The 23,099-nt window shown below is 55.7% G+C and carries 18 protein-coding genes and 1 tRNA gene; 5 read left to right on the forward strand and 14 right to left on the reverse strand.

The features are described from left to right. Window positions 1-129 precede the first annotated feature (129 nt). From ACXR2T_RS02935 to ACXR2T_RS02945, 3 genes are all read right to left on the reverse strand, one after another. A complete protein-coding gene (locus tag ACXR2T_RS02935) occupies window positions 130-1,620 on the reverse strand; it encodes a sodium:solute symporter family protein (RefSeq protein WP_458838179.1) in 1,491 nt (496 codons plus the stop codon). Between the two features lie 175 nt (window positions 1,621-1,795). Continuing rightward, window positions 1,796-3,256, reverse strand: coding sequence for an aldehyde dehydrogenase family protein (locus ACXR2T_RS02940; RefSeq protein WP_458838178.1), 1,461 nt, complete (start codon window positions 3,254-3,256; stop codon window positions 1,796-1,798). Between the two features lie 20 nt (window positions 3,257-3,276). Next, on the reverse strand, window positions 3,277-4,182 hold the full coding sequence (locus ACXR2T_RS02945; protein ID WP_458838177.1) for an NAD(P)-dependent oxidoreductase: 906 nt from the start codon (window positions 4,180-4,182) through the stop codon (window positions 3,277-3,279). Between the two features lie 196 nt (window positions 4,183-4,378). On the opposite strand from ACXR2T_RS02945, the gene ACXR2T_RS02950 reads away from it, so the two are divergent. Together ACXR2T_RS02950 and ACXR2T_RS02955 are read left to right on the forward strand one after the other, a co-directional pair. Further along, window positions 4,379-5,593 (forward strand): PucR family transcriptional regulator, encoded by a 1,215-nt coding sequence (locus ACXR2T_RS02950; protein ID WP_458838176.1) that lies wholly within the window; start codon window positions 4,379-4,381, stop codon window positions 5,591-5,593. Window positions 5,594-5,800: 207 nt separating this feature from the next. After that, window positions 5,801-6,256 (forward strand): carboxymuconolactone decarboxylase family protein, encoded by a 456-nt coding sequence (locus ACXR2T_RS02955; protein ID WP_458838175.1) that lies wholly within the window; start codon window positions 5,801-5,803, stop codon window positions 6,254-6,256. A 24-nt stretch (window positions 6,257-6,280) separates the two neighbouring features. Here the strand turns inward: ACXR2T_RS02955 and ACXR2T_RS02960 are convergent, their stop codons facing one another. From ACXR2T_RS02960 to ltrA, 3 genes are all read right to left on the reverse strand, one after another. Continuing rightward, window positions 6,281-6,652, reverse strand: a complete 372-nt coding sequence (locus tag ACXR2T_RS02960; RefSeq protein ID WP_458838174.1) for a hypothetical protein — start codon at window positions 6,650-6,652, stop codon at window positions 6,281-6,283. Next, window positions 6,639-6,977: a hypothetical protein gene (locus tag ACXR2T_RS02965; protein ID WP_458838173.1), complete on the reverse strand. Its 339-nt coding sequence runs from the start codon at window positions 6,975-6,977 to the stop codon at window positions 6,639-6,641. Before ACXR2T_RS02965 ends, ACXR2T_RS02960 begins: the two co-directional genes overlap by 14 nt. A gap of 235 nt (window positions 6,978-7,212) precedes the next feature. After that, on the reverse strand, window positions 7,213-8,478 hold the full coding sequence (gene ltrA, locus ACXR2T_RS02970) for a group II intron reverse transcriptase/maturase (protein WP_458838172.1): 1,266 nt from the start codon (window positions 8,476-8,478) through the stop codon (window positions 7,213-7,215). Window positions 8,479-9,092: 614 nt separating this feature from the next. On the opposite strand from ltrA, the gene ACXR2T_RS02975 reads away from it, so the two are divergent. Continuing rightward, window positions 9,093-9,527, forward strand: coding sequence for a hypothetical protein (locus tag ACXR2T_RS02975; RefSeq protein ID WP_458838171.1), 435 nt, complete (start codon window positions 9,093-9,095; stop codon window positions 9,525-9,527). Here ACXR2T_RS02975 and ACXR2T_RS02980 read toward each other — a convergent pair. The 4 genes from ACXR2T_RS02980 to istA form a co-directional block, all read right to left on the reverse strand. Then, a complete protein-coding gene (locus ACXR2T_RS02980; RefSeq protein ID WP_458838170.1) occupies window positions 9,524-11,539 on the reverse strand; it encodes an ATP-dependent nuclease in 2,016 nt (671 codons plus the stop codon). The two genes, ACXR2T_RS02975 and ACXR2T_RS02980, sit on opposite strands and share 4 nt — an antisense overlap. 622 nt (window positions 11,540-12,161) lie before the next feature. Continuing rightward, window positions 12,162-14,108, reverse strand: a complete 1,947-nt coding sequence (locus ACXR2T_RS02985) for an AAA family ATPase (RefSeq protein ID WP_489945477.1) — start codon at window positions 14,106-14,108, stop codon at window positions 12,162-12,164. Between the two features lie 682 nt (window positions 14,109-14,790). Continuing rightward, window positions 14,791-15,558, reverse strand: coding sequence for an ATP-binding protein (locus ACXR2T_RS02990; protein WP_458838168.1), 768 nt, complete (start codon window positions 15,556-15,558; stop codon window positions 14,791-14,793). Then, window positions 15,504-16,898: an IS21 family transposase gene (gene istA, locus ACXR2T_RS02995; protein ID WP_458838167.1), complete on the reverse strand. Its 1,395-nt coding sequence runs from the start codon at window positions 16,896-16,898 to the stop codon at window positions 15,504-15,506. Before istA ends, ACXR2T_RS02990 begins: the two co-directional genes overlap by 55 nt. A 425-nt stretch (window positions 16,899-17,323) precedes the next feature. Here istA and ACXR2T_RS03000 point away from each other — a divergent pair, with 425 nt between their 5' ends. After that, window positions 17,324-17,749 (forward strand): hypothetical protein, encoded by a 426-nt coding sequence (locus ACXR2T_RS03000; RefSeq protein WP_489945478.1) that lies wholly within the window; start codon window positions 17,324-17,326, stop codon window positions 17,747-17,749. Here ACXR2T_RS03000 and ACXR2T_RS03005 read toward each other — a convergent pair. The 4 genes from ACXR2T_RS03005 to ACXR2T_RS03020 all read right to left on the reverse strand — a co-directional run bounded on the left by ACXR2T_RS03005 (window position 17,746) and on the right by ACXR2T_RS03020 (window position 22,487). Further along, window positions 17,746-20,535 carry a DUF4365 domain-containing protein gene (locus tag ACXR2T_RS03005; RefSeq protein ID WP_458838166.1) on the reverse strand — a complete coding sequence of 930 codons (2,790 nt, stop codon included), beginning with the start codon at window positions 20,533-20,535 and terminating at the stop codon, window positions 17,746-17,748. The genes ACXR2T_RS03000 and ACXR2T_RS03005 overlap by 4 nt on opposite strands. Before the next feature lie 119 nt (window positions 20,536-20,654). Continuing rightward, entirely contained in the window at window positions 20,655-21,140 is a 486-nt protein-coding gene (locus tag ACXR2T_RS03010; protein WP_458838165.1) for a hypothetical protein, read from the reverse strand. 66 nt (window positions 21,141-21,206) lie between these two features. After that, window positions 21,207-22,121, reverse strand: a complete 915-nt coding sequence (locus tag ACXR2T_RS03015; RefSeq protein ID WP_458838164.1) for a toll/interleukin-1 receptor domain-containing protein — start codon at window positions 22,119-22,121, stop codon at window positions 21,207-21,209. A gap of 291 nt (window positions 22,122-22,412) precedes the next feature. Continuing rightward, a tRNA-Gln gene (locus ACXR2T_RS03020) sits at window positions 22,413-22,487 on the reverse strand. Window positions 22,488-22,651: 164 nt separating this feature from the next. On the opposite strand from ACXR2T_RS03020, the gene ACXR2T_RS03025 reads away from it, so the two are divergent. Continuing rightward, window positions 22,652-23,029: a VOC family protein gene (locus ACXR2T_RS03025; protein ID WP_458814107.1), complete on the forward strand. Its 378-nt coding sequence runs from the start codon at window positions 22,652-22,654 to the stop codon at window positions 23,027-23,029. Window positions 23,030-23,099 lie beyond the last annotated feature (70 nt).

The following is a 23,099-nucleotide window of genomic DNA, read 5'->3' on the forward strand; positions in this document are numbered from 1 at the left end:
GTTGTGACTACTTTTCGCGAAAGGCGTCGCGAAGGTCTCTGATTGTTGGGGGAAGTCCCATCGCCGTCACAATGACTCCGACGATCGTGGCGAGTATGACACCGCCATAGAGAATAATTCCGTACACGATTAGCCCTTTCTCGTAGTTACAGCATCATCGCTGCGGTTCGGGACACCGCTAGTTTCGGCCCAAACCGTCGGAACAGCGGAGGTATCGTCAGCCACGATGTCAAAGCCTTGAGGTGCCATGCCCTGCTTCGGTGTGACCGCGACAACAATGAAGAACACGATAAGGTTCGTCAGGAGCCCTACTGCAAGGCCCAGAATACCGAAGGGCTCGCCCATCGGGCCGTTCCAGATCCAGGTCGCAGCAAGGCCGGCAACCATGGCGATCGGCCCTGCATACTTGTGACGGATGTTGAACAGCACACCCAGAAGCAACGGCACGATGACTGTCGGTGCCCAGGTCGAGAAGTACACCAGAAGGATCTCGATGATGTTGGGGAAGCTCAGCCCGACGATGAGTGCAATGCCGCCAATAAGGACGTTCATTACACGTTGGAACCGCAGTCGCACATGATCTTCGATCTTGCGACGGCCACCCAGGGTCCAGAGATCTCGTACGACAACGACCGTGGTGGAGTTGAGGAACGAAGAAGCGCTCGACATGATGATCGCGATAAAGCCTGCGACGAGGAGTCCCGTGAATCCTGCTGGCATCAGCCTATTGATGAGCTCTGGGAAAGCAGCATCCGACGAAATTGACGGGTCGAGTACGCGGGCCAGGATCCCTGCTGACGAAGTTGCGAACAGAAACACGATGCCAAAGATGCCCGCATAGATGAAGCCTTTTCGGACAATCTTCGTGTTGGCGCCTGCAAAGGCCCGCTGTGAGTACGGCTGGAGCAGGGTCTCGCCAAAGACAAATCCGATGAAGAGGCTAATGAAGAAGCCAATCGGCTTGTCACCAGTGATTGTGAAAAACTCTGGCGGGAGGTTTGCCACAATTTCTGCAGGGGAACCGATTCCGCGAATAGCGACGAGAATTGCGATCGGAATCGCAATGCTGAGAATTGAGAAGTGAACCACATCGGCGCGCACATCCGACCACATGCCGCCCATCGTGGAGTACACGATCACGATGAGGGTAAGAATGCTTGCGCCAATGGCAAAGTCGATTCCGGTAAATACGTCAAGAATGGTACCGAGAGCACGAATCTGGGCGCCGAGAATCGCCGCGCATACGACCATAGAAATGAGTCCGGTGAACACTCGGGCGACGATGCCGAAGTGATGCTCCATGACGTCACCCACGGTCTCAGCCGCGTAGCGACGAAGCCTGGGAGCTACCCAAATGCCAACTGCGATGGTGGCGAGCGGGAAGCCCATGAGTGCGAAGAAGTAGGTATACCCCTCACGGAACGTCGCGCCGGCGGCACCAATGGCGAACGAGCCTCCAATATAGGAGGCTGCCAGCGTCGCGGTGACGATTCCCACAGGCAATGTTCCGCCCGCAACGGCAAAGTCTTTGCCTGTTTTCACCTTCTTGAGCCCGGCGAGCCCGATCCCAACAATTATTAGGAGATAGAAGCCCATAATGACCCAGTCGATCAGTACCATGTTGGACCGTCCAGACCGTAGGCGGACATCGTTGAATTATTGAACACGTTTCCTCCTTGTAACGCCTTCTTGCTTGAATCAGACGCAATCGCATCTGTGCCCGGATGGGTTGTCATCATTCATTGATGCTTCCCATCCGGGTCGCTACGCTAGGCAGCGGCTTTTAGCGCTCAACCTAGAGTGCGATGGTGATGTTCTTCACATTCGTAAAACTCTCGAGCGCGCCGTCGACTGAGTACTCTCGTCCAAGCCCGCTGAGTTTGTTACCTCCATAGGACATTCCGGGCAGCTGTCCGCCACCTCTGTTGACCTGGATCCAACCTGCCTGAAGACGGTTCGACGTGCGAATCGCTGTCGATACGTCCTTAGTAAAGACGTATCCTGCGAGCCCGTAGTCGCTGTCGTTTGCCCAGTGGATGACTTCATCTTCATCACTCCACGGAATGACGACGAGCACCGGGCCGAACACTTCTTCCCGTGTGACAGCCCAATCTGACTGGGCCCCCGTAATCACGGTGGGCGCGACGTAGTATCCGTCGGCCTCGGCCGGGTTCGAAACGCCACCCGACACCAGGCTGCCGCCGGCGGTCACCGCGCCTGAGATGTACGAGAGCACCGAGGAGTACTGTCGCTCACTGACGATCGCACCGATATCAGAGGCCTCGTCGAGCGGATCACCTACGCGGAGCTGCCCCACTGCCGTAACAAGCTTCGCCACGAACGAATCAAAGATACTTTCGTGGAGGTACAGTCGCGACCCGGCAGTGCACGACTGCCCTTGACGGGTGAAACGCATCGCGTTGATAACGTTCTGGACAGTGCCAGCATCGTCGGAATCGGGATAGACGATTACCGGCGATTTGCCACCGAGTTCGAGCGTGACCGGGACGATCCGATCAGCGGCGGCATCGAGAATGTCTTTACCGACACCGGTCGAACCAGTGAAGGTCAGTTTTGATACCTTCGGATGACGCGCCAGCGCTGACCCCACCACCGAACCTGATCCAGTTATGACGTTCAATACGCCCGCTGGCAGGAACTCACTCGCCCACTCTGCGACCTTCAGCACGGCGAGCGGCGCGAGATCAGCAGCTTTCAACACAAGCGTGTTGCCAGTCACGAGCGCCATCGCCATCTTGAGTGATGAAAGCGTTACTGGCGCGTTCCACGGCACGATACCCCCAACGATGCCGATGGGCTCGCGGACGGTGTAGCTCAGCAAGTCATCGCCAAATGGAAGAGTCTCGCCCTTCTGTTGAGATGCAACTTCGCCATAGAAGCGGAAAATATCTGCGCCCGAGGCTGCTTCGCCTCGAGCCTGGGTGCGAATGGCATTGCCGGTCTCCGAGGCAATGAGTTGGGCAAGCTCTTCCTGGTTTTCGGCAATTTTGTCGCCAATGGCCAGCATGATGCGGCCACGATCGCGAGCAGCCATCCGCCCCCAAGTCTTGAATGCCACGGCAGCTGCAACTACAGCTGCCTCTACGTCCCGCTCATCTGAGCTGGGTACATATGCGAGCGTTTGCTTGCGTCCGGGGTTTTCGACCGCCGTCCATTCACCGCTCTGGGCAGGTACCCATGCACCACCGATCAGCTGCGATACCTGCGGCGGAGATGTCACGTCTTTGTCGAGCATGGTCTTAATAGTCACTGTTCTCAGTTTCCCTTTGTCTGGAGACGGTTGCCTGTAAAGTCCTCGTAGAACTCCACAATGCTGGTGAAGTCCTTTGCGCCACGACCATCGCGGTGGCCGATGCGATAGAGATCACCGACGACGTTTGAAACAGGGGTGGGTAGCGCGGTTTTCGACGTAGAGTCCAAGAACAACTTGATGTCCTTGAGCATGAAGTCGAGCGCGAAACCGGTGGGGCGCTCCTCGGTGAACAGTGTGCGCGGAAAGTAGCTTGACAGAACGTGGCTGTTTGCCGAGCTGGTGCTTAGTACTTCAACCGCGGTGTCGAGGTCAACGCCTGCGCCAACTGCTGCGCTCAACCCTTCGCCGAGTGCCGCAATGTTCACTGCAGTGATGATGTTGTTAGCAAGTTTGATTGCCTGTCCATTGCCGGAGGCGCCCACGTGAAAAACGTTTCCTGCGTAGGAATCCAAGATTGGCTTGACTGCGCCGAAAGGCGCCTCTGAGCCGCCGATCATCACGGAAAGTGTTCCCGATTCGGCCCCCTGCACGCCTCCGCTAACGGGGGCATCTAGGTATTCAACCCCCTGAGCGCCTGCCAATGCCGCCATTTCCCGTGCTGTTTCGGGATCGATGGTGCTGTGATCCACGACGATCGTGGTGGCCTTCGCCGTTGAGAGGATCCCGTTCTCGCCGGCCAGCACTGCCTTCACGATGTTCGGGGTAGGAAGACTCAAAATAACGACATCTGCATCACGGGCAACGTCAGCGGGTGACGCCCCGGCTACTGCTCCCTGAGCGACGAGCGCGTCCACCGCAGCGGTATTGAGGTCGGTGACTGTAACTTTGTAGCCCGCCTTGAGAAGGTGCGGGGTAACCCGGCTTCCGATATTTCCGAGACCTACGAAGCCTAAGTTTGCTACCATCATGCACTCACTTTCATCGTTGAAATTGTTGGGTGATTCACCAAGATGATCCCCCTCAAATGAGAGTATGAAATTTCGGCTTACGCAATCCGGACTAACTGTTGACACTTTTTGACTTTATGCTCGACAATTGTAGAAGTGCCAGCGCGTGGATACTTTTCTGCACCGCGATCAGGCATAAAGATCGGACATAGAAATCATGGATCAGGGCGAACTCGACAGGGTCGTGGCGCTTGTTTCAACCCACACCAACAGAAACGTCACCTTGGACGATGTCGTCGGCAGGGTACTTGCCCACAGCACCATTGACTCCACTGCCGACAAAGTGCGAATTGACGCGGTGCTTCGTAAATCAGTCCCCCCTGAGACGAAACAGTGGGAAGAAACGGTTGGCATTGGCTCAAAAACACGAGCTTTCATCGTTGCGGGAGATCTTGGCAAAAATCAACTACCTCGCATTTGCCTTCCACTTCTAGTGCGAGGCGTTCGAGTCGGCTACCTCTGGGTACTGGCCAACGGTCACGAAGATCACCTCGAAGAACTCCTCGCATCACTGGAGGAGTGGCGAGCAACCATAGATCGCCTCGCAGAGCGTGTCCTCGTAGCGATTGGAACAGCAAACGGCAAAGCAACTCAGGCCGATAGCGAACTCCAGAATGTCGTCACCGCTCTTGATGATCACGTATCAGAGGATTTTTCCTCGTGGTTTGTCAGGCACGGTGAATCACGCCTACTCGTATTCTCTATCGCCGAGTATGTACACGATGAGCACCTGTTACCTTCCCTGGCTTATCGACAAGCGATCGAAGATGCGTCCCGTAGCTATGACACACATTTCGTACACTTCACCGATGAGCAGCATGGAGTTTGCTTACTCCCCCCGGCCAGCGAGACGCCTACCTTCATTAATCGCCTCTCACAAGCGCTTCGGTTACGAGCAATCTCCGCACAGGCACAAGATTTTCAGTACGGAATTAGCGCGCCCGTAACAAGTGGCGGCGCTTGCCGCGTTGCCTATAAGCAGTCCGTTATTGCGCTCCAAGCCTCCGCAGTCGATCCCGGGCTAGACACCCATGCATTCGAAGATACCGGTGTCTATCAGCTACTTTCCCAGCTATCTTCAGTGAATCTTCCACGACGTTTGCATCTCTTGCGGGCCAGCCCCGATGGCCCCGAAAGGCTCCGTCTGCTCGAATCGATCTACGACTTCTCAGGCTCCATGCAGCAACTGGCCAGCAACCTACACATGCACCGCACCAGTATCTACAACCATCTCCAGCGCATCGAGAAGCTCATCGGCGTTGACCCCCTCGACCCGCTCGTACGCTTGGAGCTTCACACCGGCCTCAAGTTGATGCGCTGGGTCGAACGTCCGAGGTTCGCTCCGCCCAGACCCCCAAGGCGAGACAGGTAAAGACCTGTCAGAAAGCACGCTTGGGTGAATCCTTGGGCACCCTGGCCACCAATTATCGAGGACGCGTCGCACTTCCCGATGCCCCTATTCGCCGTCTGGGCGCGTGACTGCTACCTGCAGCGGGTGTAGCCTGCTAACGAGTGAGCACTCGCGCATGTTTCGACGAGCTTCGCCGCACACGCGATGTGCCTCGAAAGGAGTTCCATTATGAGTGAACATATTCAGCGACTCGACATTGCGGCGGCCGACAAGGCCGCATACGCCCCGATGCTCTCGCTCGAGAAGTACATTCACGCGGGCAGCCTCGGCGAGGAGCTGTTGGCGCTCGTCAAGACGCGCGCTTCACAGCTCAACCACTGCGCATACTGTCTCGATATGCACACGCGCGAGGGGCGCAACGCCGGTGTCGCGCAGCGCAAACTTGACGTGCTCGCCGGGTGGCACGAAGCCCCGGGTCTGTACTCGGCGCGCGAGCGTGCAGCCCTCGCCTTTACAGAAGAGGTCACACTCATCGCCGACGGTGGCGTGAGCGATGAGGTCTGGGGCGAGGTGCAGGCCGAGTTCTCAGAGCAAGAGAGCGTGCAGCTACTCATGGCGATTTGTGCGATCAATTCATGGAACCGCATGGCGATCGCTACACACCAGGCACTCCCCGACGCGTAGGCCACCGAGCGAGCAGGCGAGCTCCTATCGCTGTACCGCGACCGTCGGCCACCTCTCTGCAAAACGCCCAATCTCATCGCTGAATCGCTCGACTTCCATAAACCAGTTCTTCATGGGACGGTCGATCATATGCAGCAGACGCACCATTGCAGAGCGCTTACCGGCAAGGTGCAGGTCATAGATCGGTTCGAAGTGCGCGACGCGATTTCGCACGTCGTACACTGCACGGACGGCTTGTTTGATCGCATTCGCTGGCACCCGGTGTCGCGCGGGGAATGCATAGTTGATTGATTCTTCCCAGAGCACCTGCTTCTCTTCAAAGTTTCTCCCGCAGGGGAGTAATGAATACCAGGTACCGAAAGACAGATGCGCAATGATGTCGTCATGCGTTGGCACAGATTTTCGTGACAATGACTTGCGCGCGACGGGCAGCTTGAACGAGAACATCATTCCCCTGTCGAAGCAGAAATGCTAGCTCACCTTCTGGGTGCTTCGTCCACTGCTCGGCGCCTCCCTGTTGCATGTTCCATCGTCGTAACTGCACATCAACACTATTTCGCAGCACAACCTCAACGATATTGATGGCTTCAATTGCGGCACCGGAAAGACGAATGTTCGCAACATACAGGCTGACGGCGTTCTCAAAGTTACCTTCACACGATTCGAGATATCGGTTGAATCGAGGTTCACTTAAGAGTCGGAGCATCATAGCTTCGTTCAAGACGCCTCTTCACGCAAAATACAAGATGCCCCGTCTGTACGAGACAGGCAGGGCACCAGGAGTCTGACACTAGACAAGCTAGTGGCTTCAAGACCAAGGATACTCCACGGACTGCGTTCTGTCACTACGTACGTACCTACCTACGTAACGGGCACCACGCAATCGAGTAGGTGGGTCGGGTCTCCCGACCCACCTCTCACACCACCGTGCATGCGGGCCCGCACACGGCGGTTCGCTAGGTCGTTCGGTAACGTCCCCAAGCCACATGAAAGAACACCACACCCTGCGCCCGCCAATACTCATTCGGCAACGCACGCGTCAACACCGGAGACCCAGCAACCCGCCAATACGCGCGGCTCCCGTTCCCCCACTGATACGCCAGATGCGCTGGGATCCCCAAACGGGAGAGCATCCGCACCCGCGTACGCGGCAACTTCCACTCTTTCCACCTGATCTGTCGAAGCCTACGACGAAACCACTCGTCAACATCGCTGAACCGGCGCGGGGTGTCCGCATACCTGAAATAGGCCATCCATCCCCGCACATACCGATTCAACACACTAATGCGATAGTCCATCGCGATACTCCGCCTGCGCGAGGTCAACTCACGGACACGCATCTTCATGCGCTGCCACGCCTTCGGCGCAACCCGTAACCTCACCCCGCCCTTCGCGAAGTAGAACCCATACCCGAGCAAAGTCGCCCGCGACGCTGGTTCAATCTTCGACTTCGTCTGGTTCACCCGTAACCGCAGGCCCTCTTCAAGCACTCGAGTAGCCTGAACAAGCGCCCGCTGTGCTGCCCGCTTCGATCTCACAAACACCCGAATATCGTCGGCATACCGGACAAACCGGACGCCACGTCTCCAGAACTCTTGATCGTAATCATCCAAGAAAATGTTCGACAGTAACGGCGATAACGGCGACCCCTGCGGAGTCCCTTCACGCACTTCCCGTCGCACACCCCCGTCCATGATCCCGGCCTCAAGATATGCCCGTATCAACCGAAGCAGACGGCGATCTTCCACTTTCCGCGCCACCCGGGCCATGAGCATGTCATGATTCACCCGGTCAAAGAACGCATCCAGATCAACCTCGACCACCCATCTATAGCCCTCACGGACAGCCCACTGAGCTGCCTTGACAGCCTGATGGGCGCTCTTACCTGGCCTGAACCCGTAACTCACCGGCACAAACCCCGGATCAAACACCGGCGTCAGTACCTGCGCGATGGCCTGCTGAATCAACCGATCCAGCACAGACGGCACCCCCAACAACCGCTCCCCACCATCGGGCTTAGGAATAGCCACCCGACGAACCGGCAACGGCCTATAGGTGCCAGATTCGAGCTGCTCCCTGACGCTTGCCCAGTGCACCATCAGCCACGAACGAAGCTCGCCCGCCTGCATCCCGTCCACTCCGGCAGCACCACGGTTCCGCTCGACCCGTTCCAACGCGGCAGCAAAATTCTCCGCAGAAAACAATTCCTCCCACAGGCTCATCTGCTGCCCCTGACTATCTGTCCAGTAGCCGCCGAAGTATCGCTCCACCCAGCACGCGCAAGGCCCATACGTCCAGGATCTACGCACTGCCCCGCGTCACACGGGCGATCGGTGTTCAACGCGCTCCTCACGAGAACTACTCTCCTCACCAGTCAATTCCTAGCGTTCAGCCCTTCCCGACCCGTAACGTCTTTCCCGTCGGTACTATGGCGTCTGCTGACTCCTGCCCCATCAGCCCAGCCCTTAAAGCAGAACCGCTGCACCCAAAACGGATGCCGCACTGGGACAGGCCTCCCCGGATAAGAACATTCACTTTCCCCTGACCGCCGCCGCATTTACACACAAGCCGTTCAACGGTGGAACGGGCTTCGACATCTTTGGCTGTCTTACCCCGACCTGCATGCCTGATGCGATTCGTGTTCCTCGGTGCCAGGATTTGCCGCCAGCTTCCTTCCCACCCCACCTCACGATGACGCAGTTACTCTTGGCTAGGAGTTACACCACCTTCTCCTCCAGAGGACTTCCACCTCCAAGCGAATGCCCATGCCGGGCGTACCACAAAAACTCCCCGGTCATCATGACCGGGGAGTTATGTGGCTGGCGTTATAGAGGCTATGTCGAAAAGCGAAAGCCTGAAGTTCACCCCTGACGGGCTACGAATGTTGATGAAACAGCGGCCAGCACGAAAAACCTCTGCCGAAAACGCGAAGTTTCAAGCGCACGACATCGCCTCTCGTCTTGGCAAGGAGAAGGTAAGTGGCATACTGCAGCGATACAACGCGGGCGAGAGCGCCAGAGCGCTTGCTCTGGAGTATGAAGTGGCCACATCCGCCTTGACCAGACTCCTCCGTGAGAACAGCGTGGTCGTCAGAAGAAAAGTAGTAACGCCAGAGATCAAAGCGATACTTGCAAGAGAATACGAAGCCGGCGCTACCGTTGCCGAACTGGAGGACCAGCATCAGCTTTCACACGGATCGGTACTACGAGCTTTACATGGTGCCGGGGTGGAGATGCGAGCGAAAGCACCACGAAGTAAGTATCTGGATTAATCCAGTGTCGGGGTCTGGCTGGCCTTGGCGACCTCCTGCTTAGCAGCGAAGTCTGCAATCATTTCAATAGTTGCACGCAGCTTTTCTGGCATATCATCGATATCCGCATCATCGACCGCGCTTCTATATGCATAGAGATTCTTGTCTCGTAGCTGATATCCGTCTGCGCGCAAAGCCGCCATGAAGCTAGGCCATTCAGAAAGTTCATTCTCCAGGTCGTCATGCCAGTAGGTTACAAACGGAGTTACTGTTGTCTGATCGCCAAACTGAAAGGTGCCCGCCCCTACAGCACCATTTTCTGACGGCGCCCATCCGACGATCGTCTCTGTTGCTAATTGATGCGAGGTTCGTGCCAAATCCTGCCTGGCTTGATTCGATGGATGCTTGCGAGCAGCCCCTAGATAGTCGGCGTCGGCCATTACGTGTGTCGGTATACCTAGAGCTGCAAACAGTTCGAATGGAATACGGAGACTTTCTTTTGCTGAAACCTCAATAACTGACGTCCCACGAGAGTCTAGATCAAGATCAAGCTTGCTAGCGAGCGCCTCTAGCACTGCACGGTCAGTGTCACCCTCAACCAGGACCACTGAATCAGCAAAGAAGCCTTCTGAAAACTCCGTCGGTACTCGCTTGTCCAGAATCTTTGCAATTTTCTCCGGCTGAATGCCCGTACTTTGTGCAATGCCTTCAGTGCTTGCACTCTTCACTTCTGAAATCGAGCTCGAAAGAGTGAACCGCCGCAAAGATGAGAACTGCTCAGGTCGCACAAAGTATGGACTGTGAGTTGCGACAATCACCTGGGTTTTACCCTGGCCACTCAACTCCGTGAGTGTTCTCGCGAAAGCCCTGGCGCGTATAGGGTGTTGATAAATCTCCGGCTCTTCGATACAAATAATCAGACCAGGAAGCCGAGCGAGCTCCTCTTCGAGACGAAGCGCCGCAGCTTCATCATCTTCTCCCTCGCGAATCCCATGTTGACTCCTTGCCAATTCATCGTCTGGAGCTAAAGCTTCAAACATTGAGATCATCACAGCACGCTGGACGCCATGCCCTTGTCGACCAATATCGTTCGTGGCTCCGTCGATAGTTACGTCTGTGGCAACAGTCGTACTGATTTTTGGGGTCCAGTCGGGAATTGATGGCATGAGACTCAGGCTTGCATTTGGGATCAAACTGGCAAGCCTGCTGTTTATCCGGCCCGCCTGCACACCAGTAGAGGTTTCTATCGCATCTTTTACCTTGACCTGTAACTGGCCAAGTATGGTTTCATTCTCTGAAATCCATTCCGAAGTTGCCCTCACACTCGCTTCCGATGTCAGTGCACCGATTAGGCCGTTCAAGGCGGAACCCTTACTGCTGTGGTCACCAACCTGGCTGGAAATATCAGTAGCGGCAGGTATAAGAACAAGACGCACGCAATCATTAATCACGTTCGTTCCGTTAATTCCGAACATATGCTTTGCGTCGGAGTCGTTTATAGATTCAAGAAGCCCACTACTCCCAGGGAGCCCCTCCCATTCAGTCAGAGCAGCGAACACCTGATCCTTCGACGGAGCCGAACCCAGGTCCGGAAGATCTGGATGGAGAGAGCGTAGCGCTAAGTACGCTGGGCGGAACTCTCCAACCCTTGACATACTCCGCACCGCTGCAAACCCCGGCCCTTGCAACGCATTACCGACAACCTTCTCACCGGCACCCTTTTGCCAGCGACGTCGGAACACTGCAGTACTACCCCTCCCGTACTGTTCGAGACGCACCCTATCCTGTGCCGAAAGATCGCGGAAGGTCACAGTCACCTCAACGAAGCAGTCTTCGTCTGACGTCTCGCCTTCTTTGTAGCCGTGCACATCATCTGGCTCCAGGGATCCTCCGTTAAAGAACCAGTTCAGCGCATACAGTACAGATGACTTGCCTGATCCATTAGCCCCAACTAGAGCGGAGTAGTCATCCATAGTGATATCTACGTCACGAAGGCTTCGATAGTTGCTGATTTGCACTCGACTGATTTTCATACTGCCCCTGATTATGACACCTGTCACCAAAAGATCAAGACAGGCGCATAGCCGTTCGAAAGTAGCTACAACTTCTTGCGCCCCTCTCCGTTTTTGATCCGCTCGTAAAGCGCTTTGCCCTCAGGAGATTGCGAAAGAGTAAGCAGAGCATGTGCAAACCTGTGGTGATCGATCTCAGGGCGGACAAGCGGAAGCACCTTGATGCAGTAATTCTTACCCCGCGCCCTCACGGGCTGTGCATCAGACACTGGGTGGTAGGTGAGGTATTCGTCAACGACTCTGTTCGGTCGACCTTCGAGATGTGCAAAAAGTGCTTCGAACGCGCGGCCCGCTTGCTGAGGCAGGGAAGGGAAGGCCATCGACATCTCGGTACGATGACGGAGGGCTTCGCTGTCAGTAAAGGACTCAGAGGGTGCGAAGAAGTCATGGAGGTTTCTCTGCATACTCACTGGCAAGTAAGGAAACTTTGCAGTGCCACGGTCAAGCCAAAGCTCTCGAAGGAGATGTCGCCGGGCAAGATAATCCTTGGTCGAAAGTCTTGGCATAGTTAAGTGCTTTTCACTATGAACCACTCCCCCAGGAATGCAAGCACGAGCAGCACACTCCATACATAGACCTCCTGCTAGCTTGCTCGCTTCAAGACCACATCAAGCTGCGTATGAAGCCTCTGGAGAATTGAAGTGCCATAATCACTAGGCTTCGCAAGCCCTTCTTCGATTAGCCGACTTGCAATCACTCGCTTACCCGGCATATTCAACTTGTGCCTCTTTGCCCACTCCTCAAGTACAGTCGGCCACACCTTCGCGTTGGCATCAGGAAGATCCGGCAGATCCGGGATGACGACATCCTGATTACACTCGACAAGTAGCAGAGCGACCGCCTTTAGATATGACTCAGGGTCAAGAACATTCTCGAGAGTAAGCGCATCGAGAGTTACGACCCTTTCCGCCGAGACACCTCCCGAAATTAGTGAAGCCCGGCGCTCCCTTCCACCTTTGTCTCCATCTACGAGATAGGCAACGCGAGCCCCCGCAAGATCAAGCTCTGGATAAAGATCCGCAGGGACTTCAGACAGGCCAGGTGCGACCTGATACTCGAGATCTGGCACGTCAATAGCTGCTTTAATGAGCGTCGGGAGAAGGAGCATCTCCGAAGCGCCCTCGCCGAGCACTACATAGCGAGCAGTAGAGAACGCCGCCGCACCAGCCCCCATGGCAAGCATCAGCGGAGAAAAGCCTGCAGCACCATGCCAAAAGCTTCCTTGGATCAGGCTGCGATACTCATGCTTGGGATCAGGGACTACTGCGCGAATATTCGACCCAAGATCAGGGGGTAGACAAGCAGGCGAGTGTGTCGTGTATATCACCTTTGCAGCTTGATCCTGCGTCATAAAGGTATTAACGAGGTCGGCTTGAGCGTCAATATGAAGGTGTGTTTCAGCCTCATCGATCAAGAGGATCGGCGGAGTCGAATCCTCGCGTTCAGCAAGAAATGCCACCAGCGCAACAAACATCTTGAGGCCCGCGCTACGCTCATCGAACTGCGTAATACGCTTGCCGTCCTGCTTGATCCGAACGAATAGCGCAGTACCCTCTGTCTTCAGGTGAACTGATATATCCGATTGTTTCCAGGCAGTCGCGAACTTCGTTGCGAGGACTTGATTCGCTTGATCGATAAGCGTCTCACGCTCTCCTTCGTCGCCACTTTCGAAAGCGTGCCAGAGTGATGGCAGGTCAAGTTCTGCCATTTTCACCAGGTTCCCGAGCGCGACAGGCGGGTTAGCCGCTTCTTCTGCGGAAAGAGCGTAGCTTGACGCGAGAGCTCGGTCATTTTCCCCGAAGAGGAGGATGTCTGGAGAGTTGTTATAGAGAGCCTCCTTGACGGCAGCCGTTGGATCTTCTCGATCCCACCACGCCAGAATTTCCGTAAGTGCTTCCTGTATAGGAGTAACAAGCTGATATTCAGCCAGTTCGTCGTTCGCTTCGCGCAGCTCATCAACATGAGAAGGCAGCACTAGCCGCAAGTCGCCAGCGTTCGCTGCCTTATCTAGAAAGGCAGCTAGCGGGGCCTCGATACGCTTCCGTAGGGTCGCTCGCTCCTCGTCTATCGGCTCGATACTTCCATCTTCACCCGGCTCAGGCTGAATATAGTCAAGTTGCGACAGCACCTTCTTGGTATTGCTCGTTCTAAGATTCTTGACAGCAGTCTCAAGGGGAGCAATAGCTTTAAGGATCTGAGGCTCGACAGTAACCCTTGGCTGTCCAGCAGTACCAGCGGTCCGCGAGAGCCACAAGACACGCGGCGCTTCCTGGAGTTCCAATTCCTCAACGCTTGCACGGTCTTCGTCATCGAGAAGGTATCTCACCCTGACTACAGTTGCGTCATCTGCAACATTCATTTGACGCGAGCGCTCAGAGGGTGCCAGCACCTTCTTATTGTCGATATACGCCAGCGCCTTAAGAAGCGTTGTCTTTCCCGCTTCATTAGGGCCGACGATTGCAACCACCTTGCTATCAAGGTTGATTTTCCCCTCAGCCAACCGGCCGAACCCGTTTACCTCAGCCTTCACTAGTCTCATAGCTCGTTACCCGTAGGTTCTCCTTTTCTCCATTTACGCCCCGATCTGCGCATTCGTGATCTGACCCTGATTATGACATCGACCACCGACACGTCAATACTTCAGCACCCTCTTCATTTGCAGGGAAGTAGCTAGAACGATGCGGTGTCGCAGCTTTCGCGGAACTACCCACCTCCCTAGGAATTCAATACGGGACCACCCGCAGCGGGAGAAGCCTGGGGTGTAGTTCGTTGTGTAGATAACAACAGCATCGGTACGCCCAACAGGGGTGAGTTTTTCGACAAAACCATGTCCCGAAGCCCAAATACCCTGCGGGACTCGAACAGTATTAACAGGGGTGAGCCGAGGAATCACGTATCCCGAGCAGAATAGCGACCCGAATACCAGAATCAAAAATAACCCCTGTTGACGGGCTATTTTTGGTTTCAATAAAATCTCTGGCTGGCGTTATAGACGCCACGTCGAAGAACACAAGCTTTGGATTCACGCCAGAGGGGCTGCGAATGATCGCAAAATCACGGCCTGCACGAGATGGATTACCTAAAGACGTGAAGCAGCGAGTGCACGGTATTGCTGGCGAATAGCCCTATCGAGTAGCGCTAGTCCACGTATCGCGTAGCGCCATTCCGGCGACCGAGTAGCGCACGTGCGTGCTCCCGGCCGCCGGAACGCTCTACTCCCAGTAGCCGGGGGCCTGGCGGGCTTGCTCGCTGCGTTCGCGGCGCATATCCACCTCGCCCAACGTGATCTTCTTCGCGTGGTTCACAAGCCGATTCACGATCGAGTCCGCCGCGACCTTGTCTGGCAGTGCGTCCACCCAATACTCGGGCCCCGACTGCGACGCGATCATGGTCGCCGCCCGATGCTCCCGGTTCGCGAGAATCGTGAACAGATCTGCCGCCGCGTCCTGGTCAATCCCCACGGTCATGAAGTCATCAATAATCAACAACGCGACATTCGAGTATTTGTTCAACAATGTTTGATGTTTGATGCTGTCACCGCGCGCAATGATGAGGCTGCGGGCCAGGTCATCCATACGCGTATATGCGACGCTGTACCCGTTATGACAAGCCGCGATCCCCAACGCACACACGAGATACGTTTTCCCACCCCCGGAGGGTGAAGTGATGATCACGTTGAGAGTCGCGTTGTCCCAGTTATGGTCCGCGTAGCGTTGCATTCTTACCTTCGTGATGCCCCGCCCTTCCTGGTAATCGATCTCCGCAACCGAAGCGGTAGGGATCGGGAAATCTGCTTTCTTGACGAGCCCATTCACGAAGTTCGCGTGCCTGAGCTCGAGCGCGTCAGCAGTCGCGGTGAGGAATAGCTGCTCCGGGGTCAGGTCATCATTCGTTTCATCTGTGATGAGGTCCTCGAACCGGGCCGCTAAGTGCGTGACACGCAGTTCTCTGAACTTGTTGTAGTCATCGATGGTGAACATTCATCGCCCCGCTCTTGATCGAGACGACGGTAATAGTCAGCGCCCCGCACGTACGCGCCCGAGGGGGTTTCCGTCGACGCGTCGGTGTCGTCATCGACGGGCACGAACCTGGGTTTCCGGTTCGATGCTGCCGGCCGCGTCACCTTCGGTTTCTTCTCATCGGAATCGATAGCAGCCATCACCCGTTTCAGGGCAGTGTACGACGGGGCCGCCCCCGCGTCGATGAGCTGCTGGCAGGCTGCTTCAAGGCGCTGCTTATTGCGTTTGCCTAGTGTTTCGAGCACGTTCTGGCAATCCAGAAACCCTTGCGCTTCAAGCTCACGGCGGTCCAGGAGCGCCTCGATCGTGTGCGCCGTCGCGGGACCGAACATGCGAGCCCGCCCAAGAAACCACTCCCTCGACCACAGCCCATCAACATCCCGGTATTCGACCGGTAAATGGGCTGCCTCGGTCGAGTACAGGCCCTTACGGCCTGTGAGTCTGGCATGTTCACATACGATGTGCTGCCCATCGAACACGGTCACCTTGGCGGTCGTGAGCCTGACCCGCAAGAGCCTGCCCGCGTATGCGTGCGGGACCGAGTAGTGCTGCCAGTCACAGGTGATGTGCGAGTTACGCTGCACCTTCGCTTCTTTCCAGTCGACCTCGGTGAACCCGTCAGCGGCCAGCGGCCCCAGGAGTGCTGCTTCTTCCGTGCTGAACCGTTCCCACCTGGTGGTTCCGTCCACGCGGCGGATCTCATGGTTGATCTCGTGCACCCGCACACTGATTGCCTCGTTGAGGTCGGCCAGGCTGGTCCACACGTCTTCTGCGAGATAGCCGATCACGCGTTTGTTGACGACATTCACGCCCGACTCGACCGCGGCCTTATGCTTCGGAGACCGCACCCGCGTGGGGAGCACCGAGGTGCCGTAATGATCAGCGAGCTGCTGATACCGGTCCGTCACCCACCTCGAAGCGTCTCCTCGTTCTTGACGATGCGTCGCCGTCAACGCGTTATCGGGTATCAGCAGCTGCGGCACCCCCTGATAGAACTCGAACGCCCCCACATGGCCAGCAATCCAAGACGGCATGCGCATGTCAGTGAACGCGTGACACCACAAATAGCCCGAGTACGGCAACACGGTCACAAACAGGCACGCCTTGGTGACTGCCCCGGTGACAGCGTCGACGAGATCGATCGTGTCGCCGGCCCAGTCGATGAACATGGTCCGTCCCGGGGAGTGTTTGAGTACCGCGGTCAGATCGTTCTTCTTCACGTACTCGTTGAACAGGGCGCAGTACTGCGAGTACCCATATTTGCGCAGCTGTGACGGTTGAGTATTAGGCGTTCTGAGCACCGGCGATATTCCGTCTGAGCACCGCCCACTGCGGCACAGTTATTGTCAGATCGGCACCGGTAAATATTCAACGTGAGCACCGGCGTTTCAAGCACCTTCTGCCGCACGACCTCACGAGTATAGTTTTGGCTCAGGCATCCTGATTCGCGCGTTTGCTGTCGATACACAATCGCGCACCGGGCCCGATGGGGCTGCCGCGGCTCGCTTCGCAAGCCTTGCCTCGAGCCGTGTGCCGGGGCTTGTCGGGAGAAGCGCTCCTCATATGTTCCAGGATCTGCCAGGACAATCTGGGTAGGGACTGGCGAGACGAACGGCGAATTCATGTGAGAGTTGCGACCCGCGGCTTGCTTGCCATCTGTTTGAGTAGCAGTGCCTATTGCTGGTGCTCACTCTTGCGATTCCGCGGTGCTCAATCGCAATATTGCTTGGTACTCACTCGCAATATCGCCGGTGCTAAAGCCTTCAAATACTCATGCTACCGGGTCAACCCACAGGCGCTACCAAAAGGGACGGCTAAACAGCCAATTGCGGCACGACTTGGCAAACAGAGGGTCAGGGAGGTTCTCGAGCGGTACAGGGCAGGTGAGAGTGCGACCGCACTCGCGAAGGAGTATGAAGTCGCACCATCCGCGTTAATCCGGCTCCTTCGAGAGAATCATGTGGTGGTGCGAAGGAAATTCGTTACACCGGAGCTAAAAGCTACGCTGGCGAAAGACTATGAGGCCGGAGCCACGGTTGCAGAGCTGGAAGCGAAGCATCATCTTTCGCACGGAGCGGTATTGCGGGCGCAGCGTGGTGCAGGAGTGGTGATGCGGGCGAAAGCACCACGTAAGGGCCTGAAGATACGTTAAGTACGATCCAACCAACGCTGCCGGATAAGCTCGACATGCCTTCTAACTATTGAAGATTGGTGTGTTTGGATAATCTCTAGTAGCTTCTCGGCTGCCTCAGTTTGGGGTTGCTGACCTATCGTCCGTGTTACTCGCAAGGCGAGCTTCACGCCAGGTTCTGAAAGCAAACTCTTGAGTAGCCCAAAGACAGATGAGCCGCCCAGACCCTGAGCGGTCCATTTTGCAAGTGCCGAAACAACCGCAGCCCTAACTTCGGTCTCATCACTCGCGGCTAGCGCGGTAAGTAGCGGCAGGTCAGTTAGCCGTTCCCGATCCGCATAGACGCCAACGGCTGCAGCGATTTGTGTCGGTGATCCACGTAGCCAATCAAGAAGTACCTCATCAGCAACTTCTTTAGGAAAGAGAGCAGCCAGGAGAGTCAAGGCGTCGCCCCGCAGATCAGAGACCCCAAACCATCCGTCCTGAAAACGAGCATCGGGTTTAGAGGTCACAAGCCTCTCAAGAGGAGCTTTTAGCGATTTGGCAACATGATTGGGAATCATTTCGGCTTGCATCGACATGAGTTGCAAGCCCGGTGATAGATCATTCGGGCTCGAGCTTTCATCGCTTACCGCTTCTATACATGGCCTCCAGTTCGCAGCCAGAGGGTGCCATACATTTAGCAGTACTAGTCGACGTAGGACACTAGGTCCTCCGAATGCGAAGCTGCCCGAGCGCGCAGATTCCAATTCTCTAAGAACTGCCGCCGCAGTATGCTCGACCATCCCCGCCGCTGCAGCAGCAGGCAAGTCACGTACATCCCCCCAACTAGAAAGCGCAGCGGCATCACCTTGGGCAATACGCTCCGCCAGCGATGCGCGAAAATCAGGATCGCAAGCAGCAACAGTGGACTCTAATTCGTCGCGCAGCTCAAAATTGTCAGCACCATTACGCCGCTTAATCAGCGCAATATGTTCCGTTTCCCAATCCAGATGTTCGACATTTCTAACAAGAACCGCGTAGTTGTGTGCTAACGACTGATCCTCAATTATGGGAAGCGTAACGATATGCTCTCGGATCTCTTGTTGAACCGCTGGTGAACATGTCACGTAAATGCGCGCGAGCGTTTTCACTAGATGCTCCGAATAAAGAAAACGAAGGCCTAGTGCTTTCGTCCTGGCCTCGGGATTCTTTAGTTCGGAAAGAATCCATAGAGCCGTGGCATCAGCTATCTCGGCAGAAAGCAAAGGCGCAGAAAGCCCCAGGACCTCCAGGTCGCAGAACAGAGAAGATCTTGTTGATTTCTCTAAGTCAATAGCATTGCTCACCGTAGTAAGCGCCTCAACAGGACCACGATCAAGGATTCGGTTAATCGCAAGCTTTAGCTCCTTCTCCGATCCAGAGAGTCGCAACAGATCTAACGCTGAACCAACTTGGTCCGGGGTCAACTCAAGCATGAGAATGTGTTGAGCCAGAAGAGAAGATGCGTATGCCCAATTTGGAGTGTCTGCGGCATAACCAGATATAAGTGTCGCGGAGCGAAGTCTTAGCCATGTGCCGTCCGAGCCGCCCCAAGTGACCGATTGGTCTTTCGCCCAAGTCTTGAATGACTCTTCCAGGTGCCTGGTCAAGCCAGAGGTCATTGCCTGCGACCTCCACCATGCGGCTGCAGTGTCTCTTGCTTGAATGGTGGCCGCTAGATTTCCAGATTGCCATCCGCTCAATGAGAAAATAATGTCCGATGCCACGCCCGATATTAGACGGGCCGTCGGGTCGCTGGAGGCGATCTGGCCAATGGGTGCAACCTCTAGTGCAAGATCACGGGCTTCTAGAAGCTGCCCGGTTTGTACAAGACTCCTCGATAAGTGGACTTTCAACCATGCAAGATCAACAGGTGTGTAATCGTCATGCTCTTTAATTACACGGTCAAGCAGCGAAATACTCTCGGCCACTTGACCGTCTTCGTGCAGTGCAGCGCTAAGCGAGACTGCAGTAGCTACTCTCAAAAAGGGAGTGCTGATGTCTTGAATAGCGAGTTCGCGGAGCTCCGATAGATCGCCATCTTCAACCCAAGCGAGAGCGGAACCGAAAAGCCTCCATCCGAGATCATCGCTTTCTAGACACGCTTTTCGGTCAAGAAGTGGCTGTTTCTCCTTATATCGACCGTGTATATCATCAAGACGAAGTGCCGTAAGCATGGCCATAGCCTGAGTGGCCGAAGACTCCTCAGTCGACGCATTGGGGTGAGGAGCCATCAGTCTTGGTGCGATCATGGCATAACGCCATTGCGCCTCCTCCGAAATCACCTGGCCCGGCACCCAGGCGCTTCCGTCCCAAGCTGTTCCAGGCGGGTTACTTGTAGCTATCTCAATTAAGGCATCGAGATGCGCCTCGTCAAGAAGTTGCCCCTTCGGGACGAAGATCTTTCTACCCTTACCAGTAGAAACGACGGTCTCTTTTGTTATATGCACCCAATGAGTTCTCCGAGCATCCTTGTCGTAGAGGGCGACAAGGTGCGGAAGACGATGATTAAGCCAATAGTCGAAGTGGTCTGCCGTGTCGGTAAACCACCACCCCTTAACCCCATTGTGGGTTTTGGGCTTGCCGAACGGGAAATCCCAATTCTTAACCTGGAGACCAATGAGAGCGCCGAGATCAAAACCTCTTGAGTCTCTCGCAGCCGCCCATATATCGGTGCCGAGGTCGTGCTCTGGATTTAGCACCGCACCCCACTGCAACTCTTCTAGTCGAGCCTTCACATAACTCTGTCCAGAAGTCCCCTTGGCATTATTTTTGCTCGCTCTCATCGCCATTGATAAGTCCTCCTTGACGCAGAAGCACTACACATAGACGACCTTCCGCTTCCTTAGCCTGTTTCCCTGATTATGACACCGCCCACCGACACGTCAAGAGCTCGCCATACCCATCAGAGGCGGGACTTCTTCCGCACCTCTCGCTTCTTAATCTCTTCATAAAGCTTTTGCCCGTCGGGCGTCTTCGCAAACTCGAGGAGCCCATGTGCGAGTCTGCGGTGGTCAATCTTCGGGCGAGCAAGTGGAAGTGCTCGAACACGGCGATCTTTATTCCGTCCACCAGCAACCTGCACCGTGCTGTCGGGTGGGAAGGCGAGGCACTCGTCAACGGTCTTGTTCGGGCGGCCCTCGTGATGAGCGAGAACTGCTTCGTATGCACGGCCAGCTTGCTGCGGTAGAGCAGGGAAGGCTTTACTCATTTCTTTGCGGTGCTGTAAAACTTCCGCCTCGGTGAGTGGTTCGGTCAGGGCGAAGAAGTCGTGAAGGTCACGTTGCATATCCGTAGGGATCATGCCGATAGACCCACCGGCATGGTCAAACCAGAGTTCTTGAAGGAACTGACGTCTGGCAAAGTAATCGCGTGAGGTGAGTCTCGGCATAGTGAAGTGTTTTTCACTATAAGCTACTCCCCCGGGAATGCAAGCATGAGCACCATACTCAAAGGACTAAAGGGCGAGAATCTCGTATGAGAAGGAGACTGACGGAGCTACATAAGCTGAATCGTTGATCTCTGCCTGAACCGCATCGATCCTTACAACACACAGGTTTCCGTGACGGTTCATAAGGACAACACTCTGCCCAACCCGAGGCGTCACCGTTCTCCCCGGACGCAGGTAGGCCTCGACCTCCGACTTCTGGAACTGCTCATCAGTAATTAGCCCTACAGCCCTTAGCGGATCTGAATAGACATAGATGCTGTCTGCCCCACATCCAGAAACTGAAACGGAGAACTGGTATTCACCAGCTCCGACTCCATAAGATCCACCTGGATGATCCTTGTACGCAAACTCGACAACACCCCCAAGACTCGGGTTCGACCAATTACCCGGATCCCGAAGATTCTCTATTCGCTCCAAACGCGCAGCTCGGCGCCTTACCTCAGCAATTGGCACTGCATTGGCTTGGTCGGCTGGGAGGCCCTCGATCCAACGCCAAAGCTCATCAATTTGAGATGATCCGGGGAAGTTGCCCGTCTCCGAGCTGGCATTGAAGTCGAAACCTTTGGGGTTATGCTCTGTCAGCCAATCCGGCATCCTCCGGCCGGGGTTACTCACGAAGAGAACCGAAAGCCACCCCGCGGGACGATCCGGATGAACTTCACTTATCCACTTCGTCTCGATACCAACGCCCGATTCCGGCATCGTGTTCGCTCGCTCAATGTAGTTCTCGTCGACCACAAGGAGGACATGTTCAGCGTCAACGACCTTCCGCATGAAGCCGTTCAGTCCATCGCCGTAGTCGACGCTTGAGTCAATAAGTATGTTATATCCGAGTAGATGGAGTTGGCTGGCAAGGAGACGCACCCACTCTCGATGCTCGCCTGATGTCCAGGCGTATGAGATGAATAGATTTACAGGCACGGCACCTCCTTCTTAACAATATTGCCAGTTGCTACTGCGGCTTACTATGACCGGCACGGCTCTTGCCGTCAAGTCAACTTCGCTGTCATCAAAACAACACCATCGGTACATCCAACTGGGGTGAGTTCTTCGACAGAACGATGTACCGAAGCCCAAATACGTTACGGGATGCGAACCGCATTAACCCCGGTCAGAGCAAGAATCAAGAAAATGGGGTGATGTGCCGAATGTACCGATGGAAAACAAAATAACCCCTGTTCAGGGGTTATTTTGGTCAATAATGCTTATGCTTGGCTGGGATACCAGGACTCGAACCTAGAATGACGGTACCAGAAACCGTTGTGTTGCCAATTACACCATATCCCAAGAGGAACTTCTTGCCGCGCTACCGGAGCGGCGCAACAAGATTTAACTTTACACGAACCCCCACTCCAACTCAAAACGGGCCGTGCAGAAGCGGTTGCCCGGGCGTGCCGCCACTGCAATACTGGCGGCACGCCCGTTCAACCGATGCTTCCAAGGAGACCCCAATGATCGACCGGTTCGGCAAAGTCATGGTGTACGTCAACGACCCCGAGCGCGTGGCCGCGTTCTGGGAACGCGAGATCGGGTTCTCCCGGCGCGACACCCAGCGCATGGACGGCCACGTGCTGTCGGTCGAGCTCGCCGCTTTTCCTGACGATCGCGCCGCCCTCGTACTGTTTGACCGTTCGACGGTGGCCAGCATGTCTCCCGAACTCGACCTCGCGACCCCGTCAATCCTCTTCGGCAGCAAGGACGCCTCTGGCATGCGCGCAAGACTCAATGCCGCGGGTGTCACCGTCGGCGAGCTCATCACGATGGGCGGCCGCACGACCTTTAACTTCGCTGACCCCGAAGGCAACTATTTCGCGGTCGAGCAGATCTAGCTTCGACCCTGGGCCATATCGATCCGGATCAAACGTCACAGGCCCCAGCATGCGCCGGGGCCTGTGGTGT

The organism is Leucobacter faecis (genome assembly GCF_054456635.2).

Coding starts and splice junctions, on each gene's coding strand:
- ACXR2T_RS02935 (WP_458838179.1), bottom strand. CDS start 1,620: ATGGTACTGATCGACTGGGTCATTATGGGCTTCTATCTCCTAATAATT.
- ACXR2T_RS02940 (WP_458838178.1), bottom strand. CDS start 3,256: ATGCTCGACAAAGACGTGACATCTCCGCCGCAGGTATCGCAGCTGATC.
- ACXR2T_RS02945 (WP_458838177.1), bottom strand. CDS start 4,182: ATGATGGTAGCAAACTTAGGCTTCGTAGGTCTCGGAAATATCGGAAGC.
- ACXR2T_RS02950 (WP_458838176.1), top strand. CDS start 4,379: ATGGATCAGGGCGAACTCGACAGGGTCGTGGCGCTTGTTTCAACCCAC.
- ACXR2T_RS02955 (WP_458838175.1), top strand. CDS start 5,801: ATGAGTGAACATATTCAGCGACTCGACATTGCGGCGGCCGACAAGGCC.
- ltrA (WP_458838172.1), bottom strand. CDS start 8,478: ATGAGCCTGTGGGAGGAATTGTTTTCTGCGGAGAATTTTGCTGCCGCG.
- ACXR2T_RS02975 (WP_458838171.1), top strand. CDS start 9,093: ATGTCGAAAAGCGAAAGCCTGAAGTTCACCCCTGACGGGCTACGAATG.
- ACXR2T_RS02980 (WP_458838170.1), bottom strand. CDS start 11,539: ATGAAAATCAGTCGAGTGCAAATCAGCAACTATCGAAGCCTTCGTGAC.
- ACXR2T_RS02990 (WP_458838168.1), bottom strand. CDS start 15,558: ATGTTCACCATCGATGACTACAACAAGTTCAGAGAACTGCGTGTCACG.
- ACXR2T_RS03005 (WP_458838166.1), bottom strand. CDS start 20,535: ATGAGAGCGAGCAAAAATAATGCCAAGGGGACTTCTGGACAGAGTTAT.
- ACXR2T_RS03010 (WP_458838165.1), bottom strand. CDS start 21,140: ATGCCGAGACTCACCTCACGCGATTACTTTGCCAGACGTCAGTTCCTT.
- ACXR2T_RS03025 (WP_458814107.1), top strand. CDS start 22,652: ATGATCGACCGGTTCGGCAAAGTCATGGTGTACGTCAACGACCCCGAG.